Here is a 15,928-nt window from a genome sequence, read left to right as displayed (position 1 = left end):
CGGTTGCCGGGCAAAGATGCCCTGTTATGCAGATGAGGCCGGTCGCGCGCTGAAGTTCAGCGCAATTGCGCCGACGCAGGATGGAAGGTCGCAAGCAGGCGCCCGCGCAGACCTGTAGACTTGCACCCCGCGCCAAGTCACCGGCCTTTTACTGTTTGGAGTGTGCCCCGATGCCCGTCACCCACCACGTTGTCGCCCCACCCGAGGAGGCGACCAAAAGCCAGGTCCTGCAGTTGGTGGTCGATAACCTGACCGACATCAGCGCCATCGGCATCACGCCGAGCAACCCGCTCTACAACCTGTACCAGTACGGCGTCGGCTTTGAGGTTCACCTGTACCTGGAGGCGATGAAGGCCGCCCGCGAACTGAAGGTCGAGCTACTGATCGCCACCGACCTGGACGACCCGCAGACGGTCACCGGCTTTGCCCTCTACCTGCCGGTGCAAGGTGACCCCGACGCCTGCACCCTGGCGTATATCGCCGTAGACCAGGACTACCGCCGCCAGGGCATCGCCAGGGCCTTGGTGCAACAGATGACCGCGCGCTATCCCCACGCCGAACTGGCGTGTGCAGTGAGCAAGGTCGCGTGTTTCGAGGCGCTGGGTTTCCGGGTGATCGGCTTACGGGGGCCGCAGGTGCTGATGAACACCCGCGATCACGCCAGCGACGGCCAGGTGGCGATGCTGGATGTGGCGCCGATCTACCGTACCCTGGAGGTGCGGCAGATTCATACCTACCTGCTGCAACAACATGGCAAGCGGGCCATGGTCGATGCCGAGAAGCAGCGGGATCGAAACCTGGACCAATTGCAGCGCAAAACCGAGGCGTTCGTGCTTGAGCGTCTTGACCCGGCGGCCCTGCAACCGGGCACCCGGGTTCACCTGGTCTAGGCCTGCCCTGCCAGCGCCATCAGCACCTGCAACACATGGCCGGTGCTTTGCTCCACCTGGCCTTCACGACTGGCAATCCCCAGGTGACGCCACAATCCCGGCCGCAGCGGGCGCATGCACAGGCGTGGGTCGGGCTCGGGCGAGCTGGCTTCGTGGGGCAGCAAGGTTGCGCCATAACCGGCTGCCACCAGGCTCTTGATCGCATCGTTGTAGTTGAGCTGGATACGCGCCTGCGGTTGCAGGCCGGCGGTGGCGAACCATTCGCCGGTCACCCGTGACAGCTGGGTGGTGCTGTCGTTGAGGATCAGCGCATGGCTGGCCAGCCATGCCGGGGTGATACGTGCAGGCGGCTGCCAGCTCGTCGGGATGAATGCCATGATCGGATCGCGGCGCCAAGGCCGGATCTGCACGCCTTTGGCCGCTGCTTGCGGCAAGGCCACCAGTCCCAGGTCGAGGGTGCCGTCCTGCAGGCGGGCCAGGGACTCCCGCGAGGTCAGAACCTGTACCTGCACGTCGATGCCCGGGTGTCGCACACCGAGGATGTCCAGCGCCTGCGGCAGCAAATGGGCAATGGCGCCAGTGGAGGCGCCCAGGCGCACCCGACCGCTCAGGCCCTGGACCTGGCGCTGCACCTCATCGAGCGCCTGTTCGGCATCGGCCAGCAGGCGCCGGGCACGTTCGAGCAGGGTTTCGCCAATGGCCGTGGGGTGGATCTGCCCGCGCTTGCGCGACAGCAGCGGCGCACCGATGCGCGCCTCGAGGTCGGCAATGTGCAGGCTTACCGTGGGCGGGGCGAGGTTGAGGACCCGGGCCGCCCGGGCAAACGAACCCAGGTCGGCAATCACTACCAAGGTCCGCAGGCGATCGAGGCTGATTTCGCGCATGGAGGCCGTACATTCAGAATTGATGAATGTCAGCATCATGATATTCAAATTTTCTTTCGTCCAGATCGGCGCGAGGATAAGCACTTCCCTGACCTGATTGATTGAGAGCCCCATGCATCAGCCTGTTGTTTTTATCGATGGCGACCAAGGCACCACCGGCCTGCAGATCCATGCCCGCCTGAACGGTCGCAGCGACCTGCGCCTGCTGACCCTGCCAGCGGCCGAGCGCAAGGACCCGCAGCGCCGCGCCGAGGCGATCAACAGTGCCGACGTGGCCATTCTGTGCCTGCCCGACGAGGCTGCGCGCGAAGCGGCCGCTACCATCGTCAACCCGAATGTACGGGTGATCGACGCAAGCTCTGCCCATCGCACCACGCCGGGTTGGGTCTACGGCCTGCCGGAGCTTAACGACGAACAGGCCCAGCGCATTGCCCAGGCCAAGCGTGTAAGCAACCCGGGTTGCTACCCCACCGGTGCCATTGCCTTGCTGCAACCCCTGGTGCAGGCGGGGCTGGTGCCCACCGACTACCCACTGACCATCAACGCAGTGTCGGGGTATTCCGGTGGCGGGCGGGCGGCGGTGGAGCGTCATGAAGCCGCTGGGGTGCAGGCGGCGCACAGCCTGCTGGTGTATGGGCTGAACCTGGACCACAAGCACGTGCCGGAGATCCAGCAGCATGCCGGTCTGGCGCAGCGGCCGGTGTTCGTGCCCAGCTATGGCAGTTACCGCCAGGGCATCGTGCTGACCATTGCCCTGCAAGAACGGCTGCTGCCTGCCGGCGTGACTGCCGAACGGTTGCAGGCATGCCTGGAGCAGCACTACCACGGTGCCCGCCATGTGCAGGTGGCAGCGCTGGAGCAAGGCGGCAGTACCACCCAGCTTGATCCGCAGGCGCTCAATGACAGCAATGACCTGCGCCTGGCGCTGTTTGCCAACCAGGGGCAAGTACTGTTGACGGCGGTGTTCGACAACCTGGGCAAAGGCGCCTCGGGGGCGGCGGTGCAGAACCTGGACTTGATGCTGGCGACGCTGAGCTGATCGCAGGCATCGCGGGGCAAGCTCGCTCCCACCGGCATTGTTTGCATCGGTGGGAGCGGCTTGCCCCGGTACAAACCGGAGACATGGTTTACAGGCTGAATGTGTAAACCATGTCTCCAGTTTACTGTGTAAAGGTGCCTGCGGTTCTACACCCGCGATCAATCCTGTTTTCGCACCACCGCCAACGGCACCCACCCTGCCAGATCACCCTTGTGACACCACACCCAGCCATTGAGTTGCCGACCACCCTCCAGCAATTCCCCCGGATCGACATCCAGCTCCCGCGCACAGTAATCCTCAAGGGCCCTGCCGCCCTCCCCGGGCAGCCGCTCGATCACCTGCCCCGGCACCCAGCCGCCCGCGTGTCCCGGTGTCGTGCAGAAGTACCAGTTGTCCCAGCCCTCTTTACCTTCGTAGCGCTCGCCAATGGCCAAAACAGCACCTTTGGAAAAGCTGATGGGCTCGGGATACTCGCTGCGATGCTGCTCGGTCACGATGTACTTCATTGGTTTGCACCTCCATTTGCGCTGGTCTGCGTCCGTGATTTTACGTAGCATCCTAGCTTTTTTTGCGCCGGCTGCCCTGCCGGTCCGTTCGTCAGGTAGCCCATGAAAACACGCTCTATCCGCGCCGATGTCCTGGCAGGCCTCACCACCTCGTTTGCCCTGGTGCCCGAGTGCATCGCCTTTGCCCTGGTGGCGCACCTCAATCCATTGATGGGGTTGTATGGCGCGTTCATCATCTGCACCCTCACCGCCTTGCTCGGCGGACGGCCGGGGATGATTTCCGGAGCGGCGGGGTCGATGGCGGTGGTCATCGTCGCGCTGGTGGTGCAGCACGGGGTGCAGTACCTGCTGGCCACGGTGCTGCTGGGCGGCCTGATCATGATTGCCTTCGGCGTGCTGCGCCTGGGCAAGCTGGTACGCATGGTGCCGTATTCGGTGATGCTGGGTTTCGTCAACGGTCTGGCGATCATCATTGCCCTGGCCCAGCTCGAGCACTTCAAGCACGACGGCGCCTGGCTCAGCGGCTCGCCGCTGTACATGATGATCGGCCTGGTGGTGCTGACCATGACGGTGGTCTACCTGCTGCCACGCCTGACCCGCAGTGTGCCGCCAGCGCTGGTTGCCATCCTGGCGGTCGGTGCCGGGGTGTACCTGCTCGACCTGCCCACCCGCACCCTGGGAGACCTGGCGCATATCGCCGGTGGCCTGCCGCAGCTGAGCTGGCCGGACATCCCGTGGGACCTCGACACCCTGCGCATCATCGCGCCCTACGCGCTGCTCATGGCCCTGGTAGGCTTGCTGGAAACCCTGCTGACCCTCAACCTCACCGACGAAATCACCGAGACTCGCGGCTACCCCAACCGCGAGTGCATGGCACTGGGCGTAGCCAACATGACCTCGGGCATGTTCGGCGGCATGGGCGGCTGCGCGATGATCGGCCAGACGGCGATCAACCTCAGCTCCGGCGGCCGTGGCCGGCTCTCGGGCGTGGTGGCCGGGGTGATGATTCTGCTATTCGTGTTGTTTCTCTCACCGCTGATCGAGCGCATTCCGCTGGCAGCGCTGGTGGGGGTGATGTTCGTGGTGTCGCAGCAGACTTTCTCGTGGGCTTCGCTGCGGGTACTGCACAAGGTGCCGACCCACGACATGCTGGCGATCATCGCAGTGACGGTAGTGACCGTGTTCACCGACCTCGCCACAGCGGTGCTGATCGGCATTGTCATCGCCGCGATCAACTTTGCCTGGCAACAAGCCCGAGAGCTGTACGCCGACAGCCACCTGGAGAGCGACGGCAGCAAACTGTACCGCGTCCACGGCACCCTGTTCTTTGCCTCGACCACGCCGTTTCTCAACCAGTTCGACCCTGCCAACGACCCGAACCAGGTCACCCTGGACTGCCAGCACCTGAATTTCGTCGACTATTCAGCCATTGCTGCGCTCAAGACCCTGCGTGAGCGCTACAGCAACAACGGCAAGCACCTGCGCGTGGTACACCTCTCCGACCGCTGCAAGCAGTTGCTCAAGCGCACCGACCTGCACTACGGCTAAGGGCGCTACGGGGCGCCGAACATCGCGGTCCAGTAGATCCCGGCATCGCTCTTGGGGTCGACCGCATAGGCGGCGCCCAGCTCGCTGTACTGCGGGTTCATCAGGTTGGCGCAGTGGCCGGGGCTGGCCAGCCAACCATCGACCACCTTGCGCGGAGTGTCCTGGCCCGCAGCGATGTTCTCGCCGGTCTGCTGCCCGGCATAGCCGGCAAGCTCGGCCCGGTCGCCCGGGGTACGGCCATCTCGGTCCACATGGTCGAGGAAGTTCTGGTTGGCCATGGCCCGGGTATGGGATTCGGCGGCGCCGGCCAGCGTCGGGTTCCAGGCCAGCGGCGAGGTGGCGGCAAAGGCCTGGGTACCACATTGGCGCTGTTGGCCGCGGGCCGCGTTGATCAACTGCAGCAGCTTCTGGCCTTCGGCCTGCCAGTCGCCCAGCCGTCCGGCCAGCAATGGGCGGGCCAGCACGATGCGCCAATCGCGGCCTTGCTGGCTCACACCGATATCGACGAACTGCGGGTCGAGCACCACGTGGCAGAAGCTCTCCTGCACGGCCTGCATCGCGACCTGGGCATCCCGAGGGCCGTTGAGGGTGATGGCCTGAACATTGACCATCGGGTAGGTGGCCTGCGCCAGCGCCTCGCGCAGATCCACGGTACCGCTGGCCGACAGTACCAGGCGCGGGTCGCTGGCCAGCGGCGGCAACTCCAACGAGGCCTGGCCGCCACAGCGCTGGGCCTGGCTACGGTAACTGTTGATCGAATCGATCAATTGCGACGGCTCGCTGGCCTGTACCGCGGTGGCGATCGCCAGGGCCAGGCCCAGGCCGGATAGACGCAAAACGGATGGCAGGACGCGCATGCAAATCTCCCTTGAACGGACGACGCCCATGATGCGCGATGTTGCCCGTCGTCGAACAGCTGGAATGTTTTGAGCGCCGTGCGGTCGACCTTGTAACGGGAAGTCTTGACCCTCCACCGCCACCCAAGGGCACGACCATGCGCCTTATAACGATTGTAACCTGCCTTTTCCTGGCCCTCGCCGGGCCCTTGGCGCTGGCCAGCGAACCCAAGGCCGAGGTAGCCGAAGACAAAGCGCAAGTGCTGGAGCACAAGGCGGCTGTACAACCCGATGCGCCGCCAGCGCCCAAGGGCAAGGCCATTACCCAGACCGAAGTCCAGGCCGTGGACCCGGCAGGTCAGGCAGCACTGGACGACGCCATCACCTGCATGGCGCGCAGCATCTACTGGGAATCCAAGGGCGGTCAGGCACGGGACATGGAAGCGGTGGCCAGTGTGGTGATGAACCGCCTGGGCCATGAAGGGTTTCCGGATACGGTGTGCGGGGTGGTCAAGCAGGGCTCGGAAACCGGCAACTGCCAGTTTTCCTGGTGGTGTGACGGGCGCTCCGACTCGGTCCAGGAAGAGACCCGCTACGCCATTGCCAAGGAGATTGCACGCAAGGCGCTGAACCGGCAGCTGGAGGATCGCACCCAGGGGGCGCTGTATTTTCATGACCGCAATGTAAAACCGGATTGGGCGCGGGCGTATGTGAAGACGACCGAGACGGGGGATTTTCTGTTCTACAAACCGCGTAACGGGACGGCGCGATAGCCTTGGCATCCTGGGAAGCCGCTTTGGGCATCAGTCAGACACATCCAGCAGCGGGATATCCCCCGCCTTGCCCGCACGACGGTCACTCATCCAGTTGGCCAGTTGCTCGGAAAACGCCGCCGGCGCCTTGCGCCCCACACGCCGGGCGATGTCGAGGATGGTCTGCTGGGCCAGCGCTTCTTCCATCCGCTTCTGCGCCGTGAGCATCACCGCATGAATGGAGCACGTTCCTTCCTGCGCCCAGCTCGGCGGCGAGCCTTCAAACAACGCACAACGATCACGCACATCCCGGCACTCGAAAATCATCTTGCGCCCGTCGATGGCGGTGACGATGTCCAGTACGGTGACTTCATCGGCAGGCCGGGCGAGCCTGAAGCCGCCACGTACGCCTTCGGTGGCGACCACCAGTCCGGCCTTGGCCAGTTTGGTGAAAACCTTGGCCAGGTATTCCTGGGGTACGCCTTGCAACTCGGCCAGGTCACGCACGCTGGCTTCCCGGCTGTCGCCCCGCTCATCGACCAAAAAAGCCAGGCAGTGGATGCCGTACTCCACCCCAGCGCTGTACAGTGACATGACAATCTCCGACTAACTTTGTCGCATATGCTAACAGCGATTAGCGCCTCAACGGGATCCAGCCGTCTACCACAACGACCGTCCATCGGCTTCCAGCCCCGCGCCAAAGCCCTATATTCTGCGCAAGATACCAGAAACAGAGCGGTCCGCAGGCAAGGTTACCCGGATCGTTCGGTGAATCGACAGGAAAAAATCCTTGCACGCACAAACTACGATCAATAGAGTCGTAGTTGTTCGGCGCTGATGGAGCCTCCCCTCAAGGCCGCAAACAACAATCTCTTTTATGTGGAGCAGCAAATGAAACAGCACATTCTGATTGTCGGCGCAGGGTTTGGTGGCGTCTGGAGCGCCTTGAGCGCAGCCCGCCTGCTGGATCAACACGGCCGCAGCGATGTCGCCATCAGCGTCCTGGCGCCACAAGCGGAACTGCGCATTCGTCCACGCTTCTACGAGCCGCAAGTGCACCAGATGAAAGCCCCGCTGATCGACCTGTTCAACGCCGTCGGCGTCAACTTCATCCAGGGCGCGGCCGATGAGATCGACGTGGCCGGCAAGCGCGTGCGCTACACCGACGCCAGCGGCCAGCGCAGCAGCCTCGCCTACGACCGTCTGGTGATGGCGGCTGGCAGCAAGGTGTTGCGCCCCGATCTTGACGGCATCCATGAGCATGCCTTCGACGTCGACCAGATCGAGTCGGCGGCGCGCCTTGAGCAACACCTCAAATCCCTGGCCAGCCTGCCCGACTCGCCGGCACGCAACACGGTGGTGGTCGCCGGTGGCGGCTTCACCGGCATTGAAACCGCGACCGAGCTGCCAGGCCGCTTGCGGGCAATTCTCGGCGCCGACGCCGCTGTACGGGTGATCATCGTCGACCGTGGCGCGAAGATCGGCGCGGCGCTGGGTGAAGGCATCAGCCCGACGATCATCGAGGCCTGTGAGGCGCTGGGCGTGGAATGGCGGGTCAATGCCTCGGTGGCGTCGGTGGATGCCGATGGCGTCACCCTTGCCGACGGCCAGCGCATCGACGCCAGGACCGTGATCTGGACGGTGGGTGTACGGGCCAGCGCCCTGACTGCACAAGTACCCGCCGAACGCGACCCTCAGGGCCGCCTGCATGTGGACCGCAACCTCAAGGTCAAGGGGCAGGACCACGTCTATGCCGCCGGTGACGTGGCCTACGCAGCCACCGACGACCAGGGCAATTTCGCCGTGATGTCGTGCCAGCACGCCATTGTCCTGGGCCGCCACAGCGGCAACAACGTAGCGGCCGACCTGCTCGGTGTGGCCCCAACCCCGTACAGCCAACCCAAATACGTCACCTGCCTCGACCTGGGCGCCTGGGGCGCGGTGTATACCGAAGGCTGGGACCGACAGGTCAAATTGCTGCAACAGGAGGCCAAGGAGCTCAAGACCCAGATCAATACCACCTGGATCTACCCGCCCGCCGCCGACCGCACCGCCGCACTGGCCGCTGCCGACCCGCTGATCCCGATTGCCTGAAGTACTTGCCGAGGGGCCGCACATGCGGCCCTTCACATTTGTGGGAATCGAGTAATTGCGCTGTCAGACCGGAGACAGGTAGCATTGAGAACGATTCACACTAACGTCTGGACAACCAACCGGTGCAAACCCCGTCTACCCGCAAGCTGGGCTTTTTCTTCAGCGACCATCACCGGTGGCTCCTGCAGCACATCCACAAACGCCTGCGCAATCGCGCCGACGCCGAAGACACCGCCGCCGAAACGTTCTGCCAGATGCTCGCTGCCCGGGTCGACCCGGAGAGCATCCAGCAGCCGCGCGCCTACCTCTCGACCATCGCCCGGCGCCTGATCTTCGACCGTCACCGCCGCCGGCAACTGGAGCTGGCCTACCTTGAACGCTTGTTGGCACTGCCTGAGCCGCTGGCACCGTCCCCGGAAGAGCAATTGCTGCTGATCGAAGCGCTGGTGACCATCGACCAGCTGCTCGATGGCTTGCCGATGATCGTCAAGGCTACCTTCCTCTACAGCCAGCTGGACGGCCTGAGCTATGTAGACATCGCGCGCAAGCTCGAACTCTCCGAACGCACGGTGAGCCGCTACATGAAGCAGGCCCTGCAGCAGTGCTACCTGAGCGAACTGGCACCATGAACCAACCGCGCCTGGACTCGGCCGCCGAAGGTGCCATCGACTGGATGGTGCGCCTGAGCGCCGGCAACACCGACGCCACGTTACAGGCGCAGTTCGATCAGTGGCTGGCCAGCGACCCCGGCCACGCCTTGGCTTGGAAGCGCCTGCAAGACCGCCTGGGCGGTGCCTGCCAGACCGTGCGCAGCCTCGACCGCCGCGCACCGGGCCAGGCCGGGGAAGCACGCCGGGTGTTGCTGCAACCCACCACGACACGCCGTGACATGCTGCGCAGCGTTGCCGCCCTCGGGGTGTTGGGCGGCGGATTATGGCTGGGCGCACGCAGCCAGATGGGCGAATCGCTGTTGGCCGACATGCGTACCGTCCGTGGTGAACGACGCAGCTTCAACCTGTCCGATGGCAGCCGTCTGAGCCTCAATGCCAGCAGCGCCGTCGACCTGCAATTCGATGACCGGCAGCGGCTGCTGATTCTGCGCCAGGGTGAGCTGGTGATCCAGGTCGCCAGCGACCCTCGACGGCCGCTGCGCGTGCGCACCGCCCAAGGCGAAATGCGTGCGCTGGGCACCCGCTTTCTGGTCAATCAGGAAGCCGGGGCGACCCGCTTGGTGGTACTTGAACACAGTGTGCGGGCCAGCCTGTTCAATGGCGCCGAGCGCGATGTGCAGGAAGGCCAGGCCGCCCTGCTGCTGCCTCAGCGAATCGAAGCACTGGGCGATGGCGAGGGCTATCGCGCCGACTGGCTCAATGGGCGCTTGAATGTGCTCCATGACTCACTCGACGCGGTGGTCGAGGCGCTGCGCCCCTATTACCGGGGCTTTGTCCGGGTCGAACCCGAGGTACGCGGGCTGCGGGTGCAAGGTGTATTCCCGCTGGACGAGCCGCAGCGCGCCTTCGCAGCGCTTGCCGAAACCCTGCCGGTACGCATCGATCACTACAGTCCGTGGCTAACGTTGATTCGGTCGAAAAATCCGTCTTGAACAACTATTTATGAAAATCACTCGTATTTGTGTCCGGTTTTCATTTCTCGTCGCACCTATCTCCTGACAACGCCAACATAATCGGGAGAAATCCGTGCTCAACCCTTGGTCCCACGCCCTGCCTGTCGCCGTGGCCCTGGCCACGCTGGCCAGCGCTACCCACGCCCAGGAACAGACCCTGAGCTTCAACTTGCCCGTCGCTTCACTGGCCAGCACCCTGAACGCCATCGCCAGCCAGAGCGGGCGCATCGTGTCGCTCGACCCGGCGCTGGTGCAGGGCAAGCGAGCGCCTGCCGTCAGCGGCCGTATGAGTGCCGCCCAGGCCATGCAAACAGCCCTGGCCGGCAGCGGCCTGCAGTTGCTGGTGACCGAACAGGGCAACTTCAGTGTGTTGCCCGCTATTGATACCGGCGATGCCCTGGAACTGGGCGCTACCAGCATCAACGACAGTAACCTGGACGCCACCACCGAGGGCTCGGGCTCCTACGCCGCACGGGCGACCACCATTGGCAAGGGCAGCCACAGCCTCAAGGAAATTCCCCAGTCAGTCTCGGTGATGACCCGCAAGCAGATGGACGACCAGGACATCGTCGACCTCAAGGACGCCGTCAACAAAACCACCGGTCTGGTCGGCCTGCAGGGCGTGGGCCCGGGCTTGATCATCTCCTCGCGCGGTTTCCAGATCGATGACTGGCAATACGACGGCGTACCGATTCCGCGCAACACTTACTCGTTGGGCAACTGGGCCACCCAGGACCTGATCTTCTTCGACCGCATGGAAGTGCTGCGCGGCGCCTCCGGCCTGCTGCAAGGCACCGGCAGCCCGGGTGGTGCAGTCAACCTGGTGCGCAAGCGCGGCCAGAGCGCCCCCACCGTCACACTCACCGGCAAGGCCGGCAGCTGGGACCACTACGGCCTGCAACTGGATGCCGGCGGCCCGCTGAACGACGCCGGTACCGTGCGCGGACGCTTTGTGGCCGATGAAGACCAGAGCGATTCGTTCATCGACTACGAGTGGAGCAAGACCCACTCGCTCTACGGCGCCCTGGACTTCGACGTGCGTGAAGACACTACCCTGGGCCTGGCTGTCAGCCGCTCCGACGCCGAGTCGCGCCCCATGCTGCGCGGCCTGCCGCGTTATACCGACGGCAGCCCCCTGGACGTATCGCGCTCCACCTTCAGTGGTTCGCGCTGGAACCATTCGGAAATCGACGTCACCACCCTGTACGCCGACCTCGAGCACCGCTTCAACGACGACTGGAAGTTTCGTGTTGCCGCCCTGCGCATGAGCGAGACCAACACCTCGGCTCACCAGCGTGTGCAAACCACCGGCGAGGGCCTGGAGTTCGACGGAAGCGGCATCACCTACGCCGACTGGGTGACTGACTTCGACTCCACCAAAGTCGGCGTGGACATGAACGTGGTCGGTCGCTTCGAAGGTTTCGGCCTGGAGCAGGAAGTCACCCTGGGCGGCAACTACTCCAAGCTGACCACCGATGACCTGATGGCGCGCACGTTCAATGAAAGCGACGACACCCTCTTCGATATCGATCACCACCGCCCTGACATCGACTACGACAGCCTGCTGGCCAACGCAGGTGGTCGCGGCATCGGCAGTGCCTATGACGTTCGCCAGAAAGGCCTGTATGGCAGCTGGCGGGTCAAGCTGGCCGAGCCATTGACGCTGGTGCTGGGCACACGGGTGAGCTGGTTCGACCAGACCTACGAATCGACCAACTACGCCCCCTTCACCCATGCCGCCACGGTCAACGCACCAAGCACCCTCACGGAGTCCGGCGAAGTCACTCCGTACGTGGGCATTGTCTATGACCTGAGCCGCGAGTGGGCGGTGTACGCCAGCTACACCGACGTGTTCGTGCCGCAATCGGAGCGTGACGCCTCGGGCTCGGTGCTCAAGCCGATCATTGGCAGCAACTACGAGATGGGTATCAAGGGCGAGCTGTTCGACGGACGGGTCAACACCTCGCTGGCGGTGTTCCGCCTCGACCAGGAAAACCGCGCGACCCAGGACCTCGCGTCCGGCTTTGCCTGCGACGACTGGTACTGCTCCACCGCCTCCGGCAAGGTCCGCAGCCAGGGCATCGAGGCAGAGATCAGCGGCGAAGTACTGACCGGCTTGCAACTGTTTGCCGGCTACACCTACAACACCACCAAATACCTGGATGACCCGGACAACGAAGGCAAGGTGTTCAGCACCTGGACGCCCAAGCACATGCTGCGGGTGTGGAGCGACTACCAGTTGCCGGGCGACTGGAGCAAGGTCAGTGCCGGCCTTGGTTTTACCGCGCAAACCCACACCCTGGGCTACGAGCACACCTACGATGTAGCCGGCTATGCCGTGTGGGATGCGCGTGTGGCGTATCAGCTGACACCTGAAGTAAGCCTGGCGGTCAACGGCAAGAACCTGTTCGACAAACGCTACTACGTGGCGGCCTACAACCAGCTCAATGGCAACAACAACTTCGGTGAGCCGCGCAATTTCATGTTTACCGTGAAGTACACCCCGCAGTTCTAGATCGCATCGAGGGGAGACGTCACCACGACCGCCGCGCGGCCGATCGCGGCCGCGTTCCTCGGCAGCGGCTACAAGCGCCTGTAGCCGCTGGCGACAGCCTGCGACCGGCCGTGCAACGGTCGCAGTTCAGGCAACCATTCTTCAGGCCTGAACCTCCAGCGGCCATTGCGCCAGCGGCAGGTAGCGACCCCTGCGCGACTCGTACAGGGTGAAGTGCCGTGCACGCAAAATGAAGTCTGCCGCGATCTGCGCCTCCGGCACCGGGCCGTGGTAGTCGCGGGCCAGGGTAAGGTGTGGCCGGTACTCTCGCGGAGCATCGGTAAAACCCAGGGGTAACATGGCCTGCTGCAGGGCGTATGCCAATTGGCGCAAGGCGGCAGGTGGCTGTGTTGGTACCAGCACCAGGGCTTTGGCTGGGCGCCACACTTCCAGCCGCTCGAGCATCACCGTCAACGGCTTTTGCGGCACCTTGACCTGAGCGGCGGCCGCCAGGATCGCCGGCAATTGCGCCGTGGCGACCGAGCCCAGAAACATCAGGGTCAGGTGAAAATTGACCGATGGAACCGGCCGCCCAAGGCCGCTACCCAGTTCATTGCGCCAGCGGGCGATGTCCCGGCGCTGCGCGGGCTCGCACGCCAAGGCGAAGAACAAACGCTTGAATGGTTCGCCGGATTCCAGTGTTTCTACCATTACCTCTTCTCTCCCTGTTTGCCTCGAACCTTGAGCTTAATCGCTACAGCAAACCTTTGCGTGTGGGACTAATGTCGGGCGCTGGATCAGTAACATTTAGTACAAACTACAGGCCCGATTGTTTATGCTGGCTGGCTTATGCCATGGCGCATCGCCACATCGACAAGTATCCGCCCATGAAAATTTTTCTTGTTCTGTTGTTTGTATTCTCGATTGCCTACGTCCACTTTCGTGGTCGTGTGCGGCACAAAGTCACCCGTCAGCTGGGCGATCACTCAAGCTTCCTGGCGCCGGTAAACGTGTTCCTCTACTTGTTTTCCAAGCTCCCGGCCAAACCCTACCTGCCGGTCGAAAGCTTTCCCGAACTCAAGCCGTTGCAGGACAACTGGCAAGAGATTCGCGCCGAGGCCCAGCAGTTGCTGCATGTGGGCGAGATCAAGAGTTCGAAGAACTACGACGACGTCGGCTTCAACTCGTTCTTCAAGAGTGGCTGGAAGCGTTTTTACCTGAAGTGGTACGGCGAGAGCCATCCGTCGGCCATGAAGCTGTGCCCGCGCACCACCGAACTGCTGCAAGGCATCGGTACGGTCAAGGCAGCCATGTTTGCCACCCTGCCGCCCGGTTCCAAGCTGGTTCGCCACCGTGACCCGTATGCCGGCTCCTACCGCTACCACCTGGGCCTGGATACCCCCAACGATGACGCCTGCTATATCTGCGTGGACGGCGAGAACTATGCCTGGCGCGACGGCGAGGCGGTGGTGTTCGATGAGACCTACATCCACTACGCCAGCAACCAGACGGAGCACAACCGCATCATTCTGTTCTGCGATGTCGAGCGCCCCCTCAAGTACCGCTGGGCGACCGCGTTCAACCGCTGGTTCAGCCGCAAGGTGATGGCTGCTGCGGCAGCCCCCAACGATGCCGGTGACAAGACCGGGGGCATCAACCGCCTGTTCACCCGTATCTACAAGATCCGTGAGCGTGGCAAGGCGATGAAAAAGCGCAACCGTACCCGCTACTACCTGGAGAAATGGGCGGTAGTGGCTGCGCTGGTGCTGGTGTTCATCTACATCTGATGGCCTGTAGGAGCGGCGGTGCGTCGTCTCCTACCAAAGTCCTACCGTTTCAGGCCCATCGACCAACGGCGCCCCGTCGATTGAAAAACTAGCTTCACTGTTCATGTTGCCAACAGCACAAGGTGAAGACGATGAGCATGATGGACTGGGACGCCTACCGTAAGCAGTTGATGGCCGGTATCGGCGACCTCAAGCAACTGTCCCCCGACACGGTCAACGGCTATATGACCGCCAGCGGCGCCGGGGCCAAGACCAACCACCTGGATGCCAAGACCCGTGAGTTGATCTCGCTGGCCGTGGCCGTGACTACCCGCTGCGACGGCTGCATTGCCGTACACTCGGCGCAGGCGGTCAAGCAAGGCGCTACCCGTGAAGAAATCGCCGAGGCACTGGGCGTGGCCGTGGCCATGAATGCCGGTGCGGCGCTGGTGTATTCGGCGCGGGCGATGGATGCGGTAGGCAAGGTCGACAACTGAACGTATGGGAGCCGGCCTGCACAAACAGTTGCATGCCGGCTCCAACACTTTCAGACTCGCGGTTCACGTTGCCAGGAACCGCCATGATTACCCTCCGCCCCATGACCGCCGCTGATTTCGAACACTTCTGGCCGACCTTCCAGGCCATCGTCAGCGCCCGCGAAACCTATGCCTTCGAACCGGCCCTGAGCCAGGAACAGGCGCGTCATTTGTGGCTGGAGTCCCCGCTGCACACCCTGGTGGCCGAGGAGGATGGCGAACTACTTGGTTCCTACTACCTAAAGGCCAATGCCGCCGGCCCCGGCAGCCACGTGAGCAATTGCGGCTACATGGTCTGCGAGGCCGCCCGCGGTCGTGGCGTGGCACGCCTGATGTGCGAACACTCCCAGCAGTTGGCACGCCAGCAGGGCTTTTTGGCCATGCAGTTCAACTCGGTGGTGTCGAGCAATGAAGCGGCCGTGGCCTTGTGGCAGAAGCTGGGTTTTGAAATCGTCGGGCGCCTGCCGAGGGCGTATCGCCATGCCCGGCTCGGGCTGGTGGAGAGCCTGGTGATGTACAAGTGGCTGGAAGAGCCTGCACAGCCGAAACTGATCGGGCGCAAGAACATCGAGGCGGTGGTGTCGCGAAAGCGCGGACGCTGACCCTCATTTTTCGTGGGGCGACGTCTCGACTTGCCCCGCGATGCATTTGCGCGTAACGCATTGACTGCAAAGGCATTCGATGTTCCCATGCGCGCCAGTTTCAGGTGTCCTGCGCCGCCGTGCGCAGGGTGAAACGGGAAGCCGGTGCGTCACTTTCGTGACTAGTCCGGCGCTGCCCCCGCAACGGTAAGCGAGCGAAGCCTTCGAAACACCACTGTGCCTCGGCATGGGAAGGTGAAGGCCTTCATGACCCTCGCAAGCCCGGAGACCGGCCTGAAGCTTTGTTTGGCAACCCCGCGGTGGGCGGGCGCAGGCCGGGTTGCGTTCGCCTGCGCGCGCAATTCCTCCATGCGTTGT

At 63.5% G+C, this 15,928-nt stretch carries 16 protein-coding genes and 1 riboswitch; of the genes, 11 read left to right on the top strand and 5 right to left on the bottom strand.

Features of this window, described 5'->3' with window-relative positions; translation table 11 throughout:
* Nucleotides 1–170: 170 nt before the first annotated feature.
* Nucleotides 171–890 (top strand): GNAT family N-acetyltransferase, encoded by a 720-nt coding sequence (locus H621_RS0115750; protein ID WP_028944336.1) that lies wholly within the window; start codon nt 171–173, stop codon nt 888–890.
* On the opposite strand, the gene H621_RS0115745 is transcribed toward H621_RS0115750, so the two are convergent.
* Nucleotides 887–1,774, bottom strand: coding sequence for a LysR family transcriptional regulator (locus H621_RS0115745; RefSeq protein ID WP_028944335.1), 888 nt, complete (start codon nt 1,772–1,774; stop codon nt 887–889). The genes H621_RS0115750 and H621_RS0115745 overlap by 4 nt on opposite strands.
* Nucleotides 1,775–1,886: 112 nt before the next feature.
* Here H621_RS0115745 and argC point away from each other — a divergent pair, with 112 nt between their 5' ends.
* A complete protein-coding gene (gene argC, locus H621_RS0115740) occupies nt 1,887–2,813 on the top strand; it encodes an N-acetyl-gamma-glutamyl-phosphate reductase (RefSeq protein WP_028944334.1) in 927 nt (308 codons plus the stop codon).
* Nucleotides 2,814–2,971: 158 nt separating this feature from the next.
* On the opposite strand, the gene H621_RS0115735 is transcribed toward argC, so the two are convergent.
* A complete protein-coding gene (locus H621_RS0115735; protein ID WP_028944333.1) occupies nt 2,972–3,319 on the bottom strand; it encodes an SH3 domain-containing protein in 348 nt (115 codons plus the stop codon).
* 102 nt (nt 3,320–3,421) lie between these two features.
* Between H621_RS0115735 and H621_RS0115730 the strand changes: the two genes are divergently transcribed.
* Nucleotides 3,422–4,867 (top strand): SulP family inorganic anion transporter, encoded by a 1,446-nt coding sequence (locus H621_RS0115730; protein WP_028944332.1) that lies wholly within the window; start codon nt 3,422–3,424, stop codon nt 4,865–4,867.
* A gap of 5 nt (nt 4,868–4,872) precedes the next feature.
* Here H621_RS0115730 and H621_RS0115725 read toward each other — a convergent pair whose 3' ends face one another.
* Nucleotides 4,873–5,724 carry a CAP domain-containing protein gene (locus H621_RS0115725; RefSeq protein ID WP_028944331.1) on the bottom strand — a complete coding sequence of 284 codons (852 nt, stop codon included), beginning with the start codon at nt 5,722–5,724 and terminating at the stop codon, nt 4,873–4,875.
* A 137-nt stretch (nt 5,725–5,861) separates the two neighbouring features.
* Between H621_RS0115725 and H621_RS0115720 the strand changes: the two genes are divergently transcribed.
* Nucleotides 5,862–6,476 (top strand): cell wall hydrolase, encoded by a 615-nt coding sequence (locus H621_RS0115720; RefSeq protein WP_028944330.1) that lies wholly within the window; start codon nt 5,862–5,864, stop codon nt 6,474–6,476.
* Nucleotides 6,477–6,506: 30 nt separating this feature from the next.
* Here H621_RS0115720 and H621_RS0115715 read toward each other — a convergent pair whose 3' ends face one another.
* Nucleotides 6,507–7,049, bottom strand: a complete 543-nt coding sequence (locus tag H621_RS0115715) for an RrF2 family transcriptional regulator (RefSeq protein WP_028944329.1) — start codon at nt 7,047–7,049, stop codon at nt 6,507–6,509.
* Between the two features lie 297 nt (nt 7,050–7,346).
* Here H621_RS0115715 and H621_RS0115710 point away from each other — a divergent pair, with 297 nt between their 5' ends.
* The 4 genes from H621_RS0115710 (at nt 7,347) to H621_RS0115695 (ending at nt 12,688) form a co-directional block, all read left to right on the top strand.
* On the top strand, nt 7,347–8,549 hold the full coding sequence (locus tag H621_RS0115710; RefSeq protein WP_028944328.1) for an NAD(P)/FAD-dependent oxidoreductase: 1,203 nt from the start codon (nt 7,347–7,349) through the stop codon (nt 8,547–8,549).
* A 122-nt stretch (nt 8,550–8,671) separates the two neighbouring features.
* Nucleotides 8,672–9,178 (top strand): sigma-70 family RNA polymerase sigma factor, encoded by a 507-nt coding sequence (locus tag H621_RS0115705; RefSeq protein ID WP_028944327.1) that lies wholly within the window; start codon nt 8,672–8,674, stop codon nt 9,176–9,178.
* The gene (locus H621_RS0115700; protein ID WP_028944326.1) at nt 9,175–10,152 is read left to right on the top strand and encodes a FecR domain-containing protein; all 978 of its coding nucleotides are present in this window, start codon (nt 9,175–9,177) and stop codon (nt 10,150–10,152) included. Before H621_RS0115705 ends, H621_RS0115700 begins: the two co-directional genes overlap by 4 nt.
* Before the next feature lie 94 nt (nt 10,153–10,246).
* Nucleotides 10,247–12,688 carry a TonB-dependent siderophore receptor gene (locus H621_RS0115695; protein ID WP_028944325.1) on the top strand — a complete coding sequence of 814 codons (2,442 nt, stop codon included), beginning with the start codon at nt 10,247–10,249 and terminating at the stop codon, nt 12,686–12,688.
* Nucleotides 12,689–12,829: 141 nt separating this feature from the next.
* On the opposite strand, the gene thpR is transcribed toward H621_RS0115695, so the two are convergent.
* Nucleotides 12,830–13,378 (bottom strand): RNA 2',3'-cyclic phosphodiesterase, encoded by a 549-nt coding sequence (gene thpR / locus H621_RS0115690; RefSeq protein WP_028944324.1) that lies wholly within the window; start codon nt 13,376–13,378, stop codon nt 12,830–12,832.
* Between the two features lie 176 nt (nt 13,379–13,554).
* On the opposite strand from thpR, the gene lpxO reads away from it, so the two are divergent.
* The 3 genes from lpxO to H621_RS0115675 all read left to right on the top strand — a co-directional run bounded on the left by lpxO (nt 13,555) and on the right by H621_RS0115675 (nt 15,571).
* Nucleotides 13,555–14,454 carry a lipid A hydroxylase LpxO gene (lpxO, locus tag H621_RS0115685; RefSeq protein WP_028944323.1) on the top strand — a complete coding sequence of 300 codons (900 nt, stop codon included), beginning with the start codon at nt 13,555–13,557 and terminating at the stop codon, nt 14,452–14,454.
* A gap of 131 nt (nt 14,455–14,585) precedes the next feature.
* Entirely contained in the window at nt 14,586–14,930 is a 345-nt protein-coding gene (locus H621_RS0115680) for a carboxymuconolactone decarboxylase family protein (RefSeq protein WP_028944322.1), read from the top strand.
* Nucleotides 14,931–15,013: 83 nt separating this feature from the next.
* Nucleotides 15,014–15,571 (top strand): GNAT family N-acetyltransferase, encoded by a 558-nt coding sequence (locus H621_RS0115675; RefSeq protein ID WP_028944321.1) that lies wholly within the window; start codon nt 15,014–15,016, stop codon nt 15,569–15,571.
* Nucleotides 15,572–15,656: 85 nt separating this feature from the next.
* A riboswitch (cobalamin riboswitch) is annotated at nt 15,657–15,862 on the top strand.
* Nucleotides 15,863–15,928: the final 66 nt, after the last annotated feature.

The sequence above is a fragment of the Pseudomonas vranovensis DSM 16006 genome, from assembly GCF_000425805.1.
GTDB lineage: Bacteria > Pseudomonadota > Gammaproteobacteria > Pseudomonadales > Pseudomonadaceae > Aquipseudomonas > Aquipseudomonas vranovensis.
Note: the sequence above shows the minus strand (reverse complement) of the source record. Positions and strands in the feature narration are given on the sequence as shown.

What these genes read in the sequence shown, in the direction of transcription:
- H621_RS0115750 (WP_028944336.1), top strand. Translation starts at nt 171, where the DNA reads ATGCCCGTCACCCACCACGTTGTCGCCCCACCCGAGGAGGCGACCAAA.
- H621_RS0115745 (WP_028944335.1), bottom strand. Translation starts at nt 1,774, where the DNA reads ATGCGCGAAATCAGCCTCGATCGCCTGCGGACCTTGGTAGTGATTGCC.
- argC (WP_028944334.1), top strand. Translation starts at nt 1,887, where the DNA reads ATGCATCAGCCTGTTGTTTTTATCGATGGCGACCAAGGCACCACCGGC.
- H621_RS0115735 (WP_028944333.1), bottom strand. Translation starts at nt 3,319, where the DNA reads ATGAAGTACATCGTGACCGAGCAGCATCGCAGCGAGTATCCCGAGCCC.
- H621_RS0115730 (WP_028944332.1), top strand. Translation starts at nt 3,422, where the DNA reads ATGAAAACACGCTCTATCCGCGCCGATGTCCTGGCAGGCCTCACCACC.
- H621_RS0115725 (WP_028944331.1), bottom strand. Translation starts at nt 5,724, where the DNA reads ATGCGCGTCCTGCCATCCGTTTTGCGTCTATCCGGCCTGGGCCTGGCC.
- H621_RS0115720 (WP_028944330.1), top strand. Translation starts at nt 5,862, where the DNA reads ATGCGCCTTATAACGATTGTAACCTGCCTTTTCCTGGCCCTCGCCGGG.
- H621_RS0115715 (WP_028944329.1), bottom strand. Translation starts at nt 7,049, where the DNA reads ATGTCACTGTACAGCGCTGGGGTGGAGTACGGCATCCACTGCCTGGCT.
- H621_RS0115710 (WP_028944328.1), top strand. Translation starts at nt 7,347, where the DNA reads ATGAAACAGCACATTCTGATTGTCGGCGCAGGGTTTGGTGGCGTCTGG.
- H621_RS0115700 (WP_028944326.1), top strand. Translation starts at nt 9,175, where the DNA reads ATGAACCAACCGCGCCTGGACTCGGCCGCCGAAGGTGCCATCGACTGG.
- thpR (WP_028944324.1), bottom strand. Translation starts at nt 13,378, where the DNA reads ATGGTAGAAACACTGGAATCCGGCGAACCATTCAAGCGTTTGTTCTTC.
- lpxO (WP_028944323.1), top strand. Translation starts at nt 13,555, where the DNA reads ATGAAAATTTTTCTTGTTCTGTTGTTTGTATTCTCGATTGCCTACGTC.
- H621_RS0115680 (WP_028944322.1), top strand. Translation starts at nt 14,586, where the DNA reads ATGAGCATGATGGACTGGGACGCCTACCGTAAGCAGTTGATGGCCGGT.
- H621_RS0115675 (WP_028944321.1), top strand. Translation starts at nt 15,014, where the DNA reads ATGATTACCCTCCGCCCCATGACCGCCGCTGATTTCGAACACTTCTGG.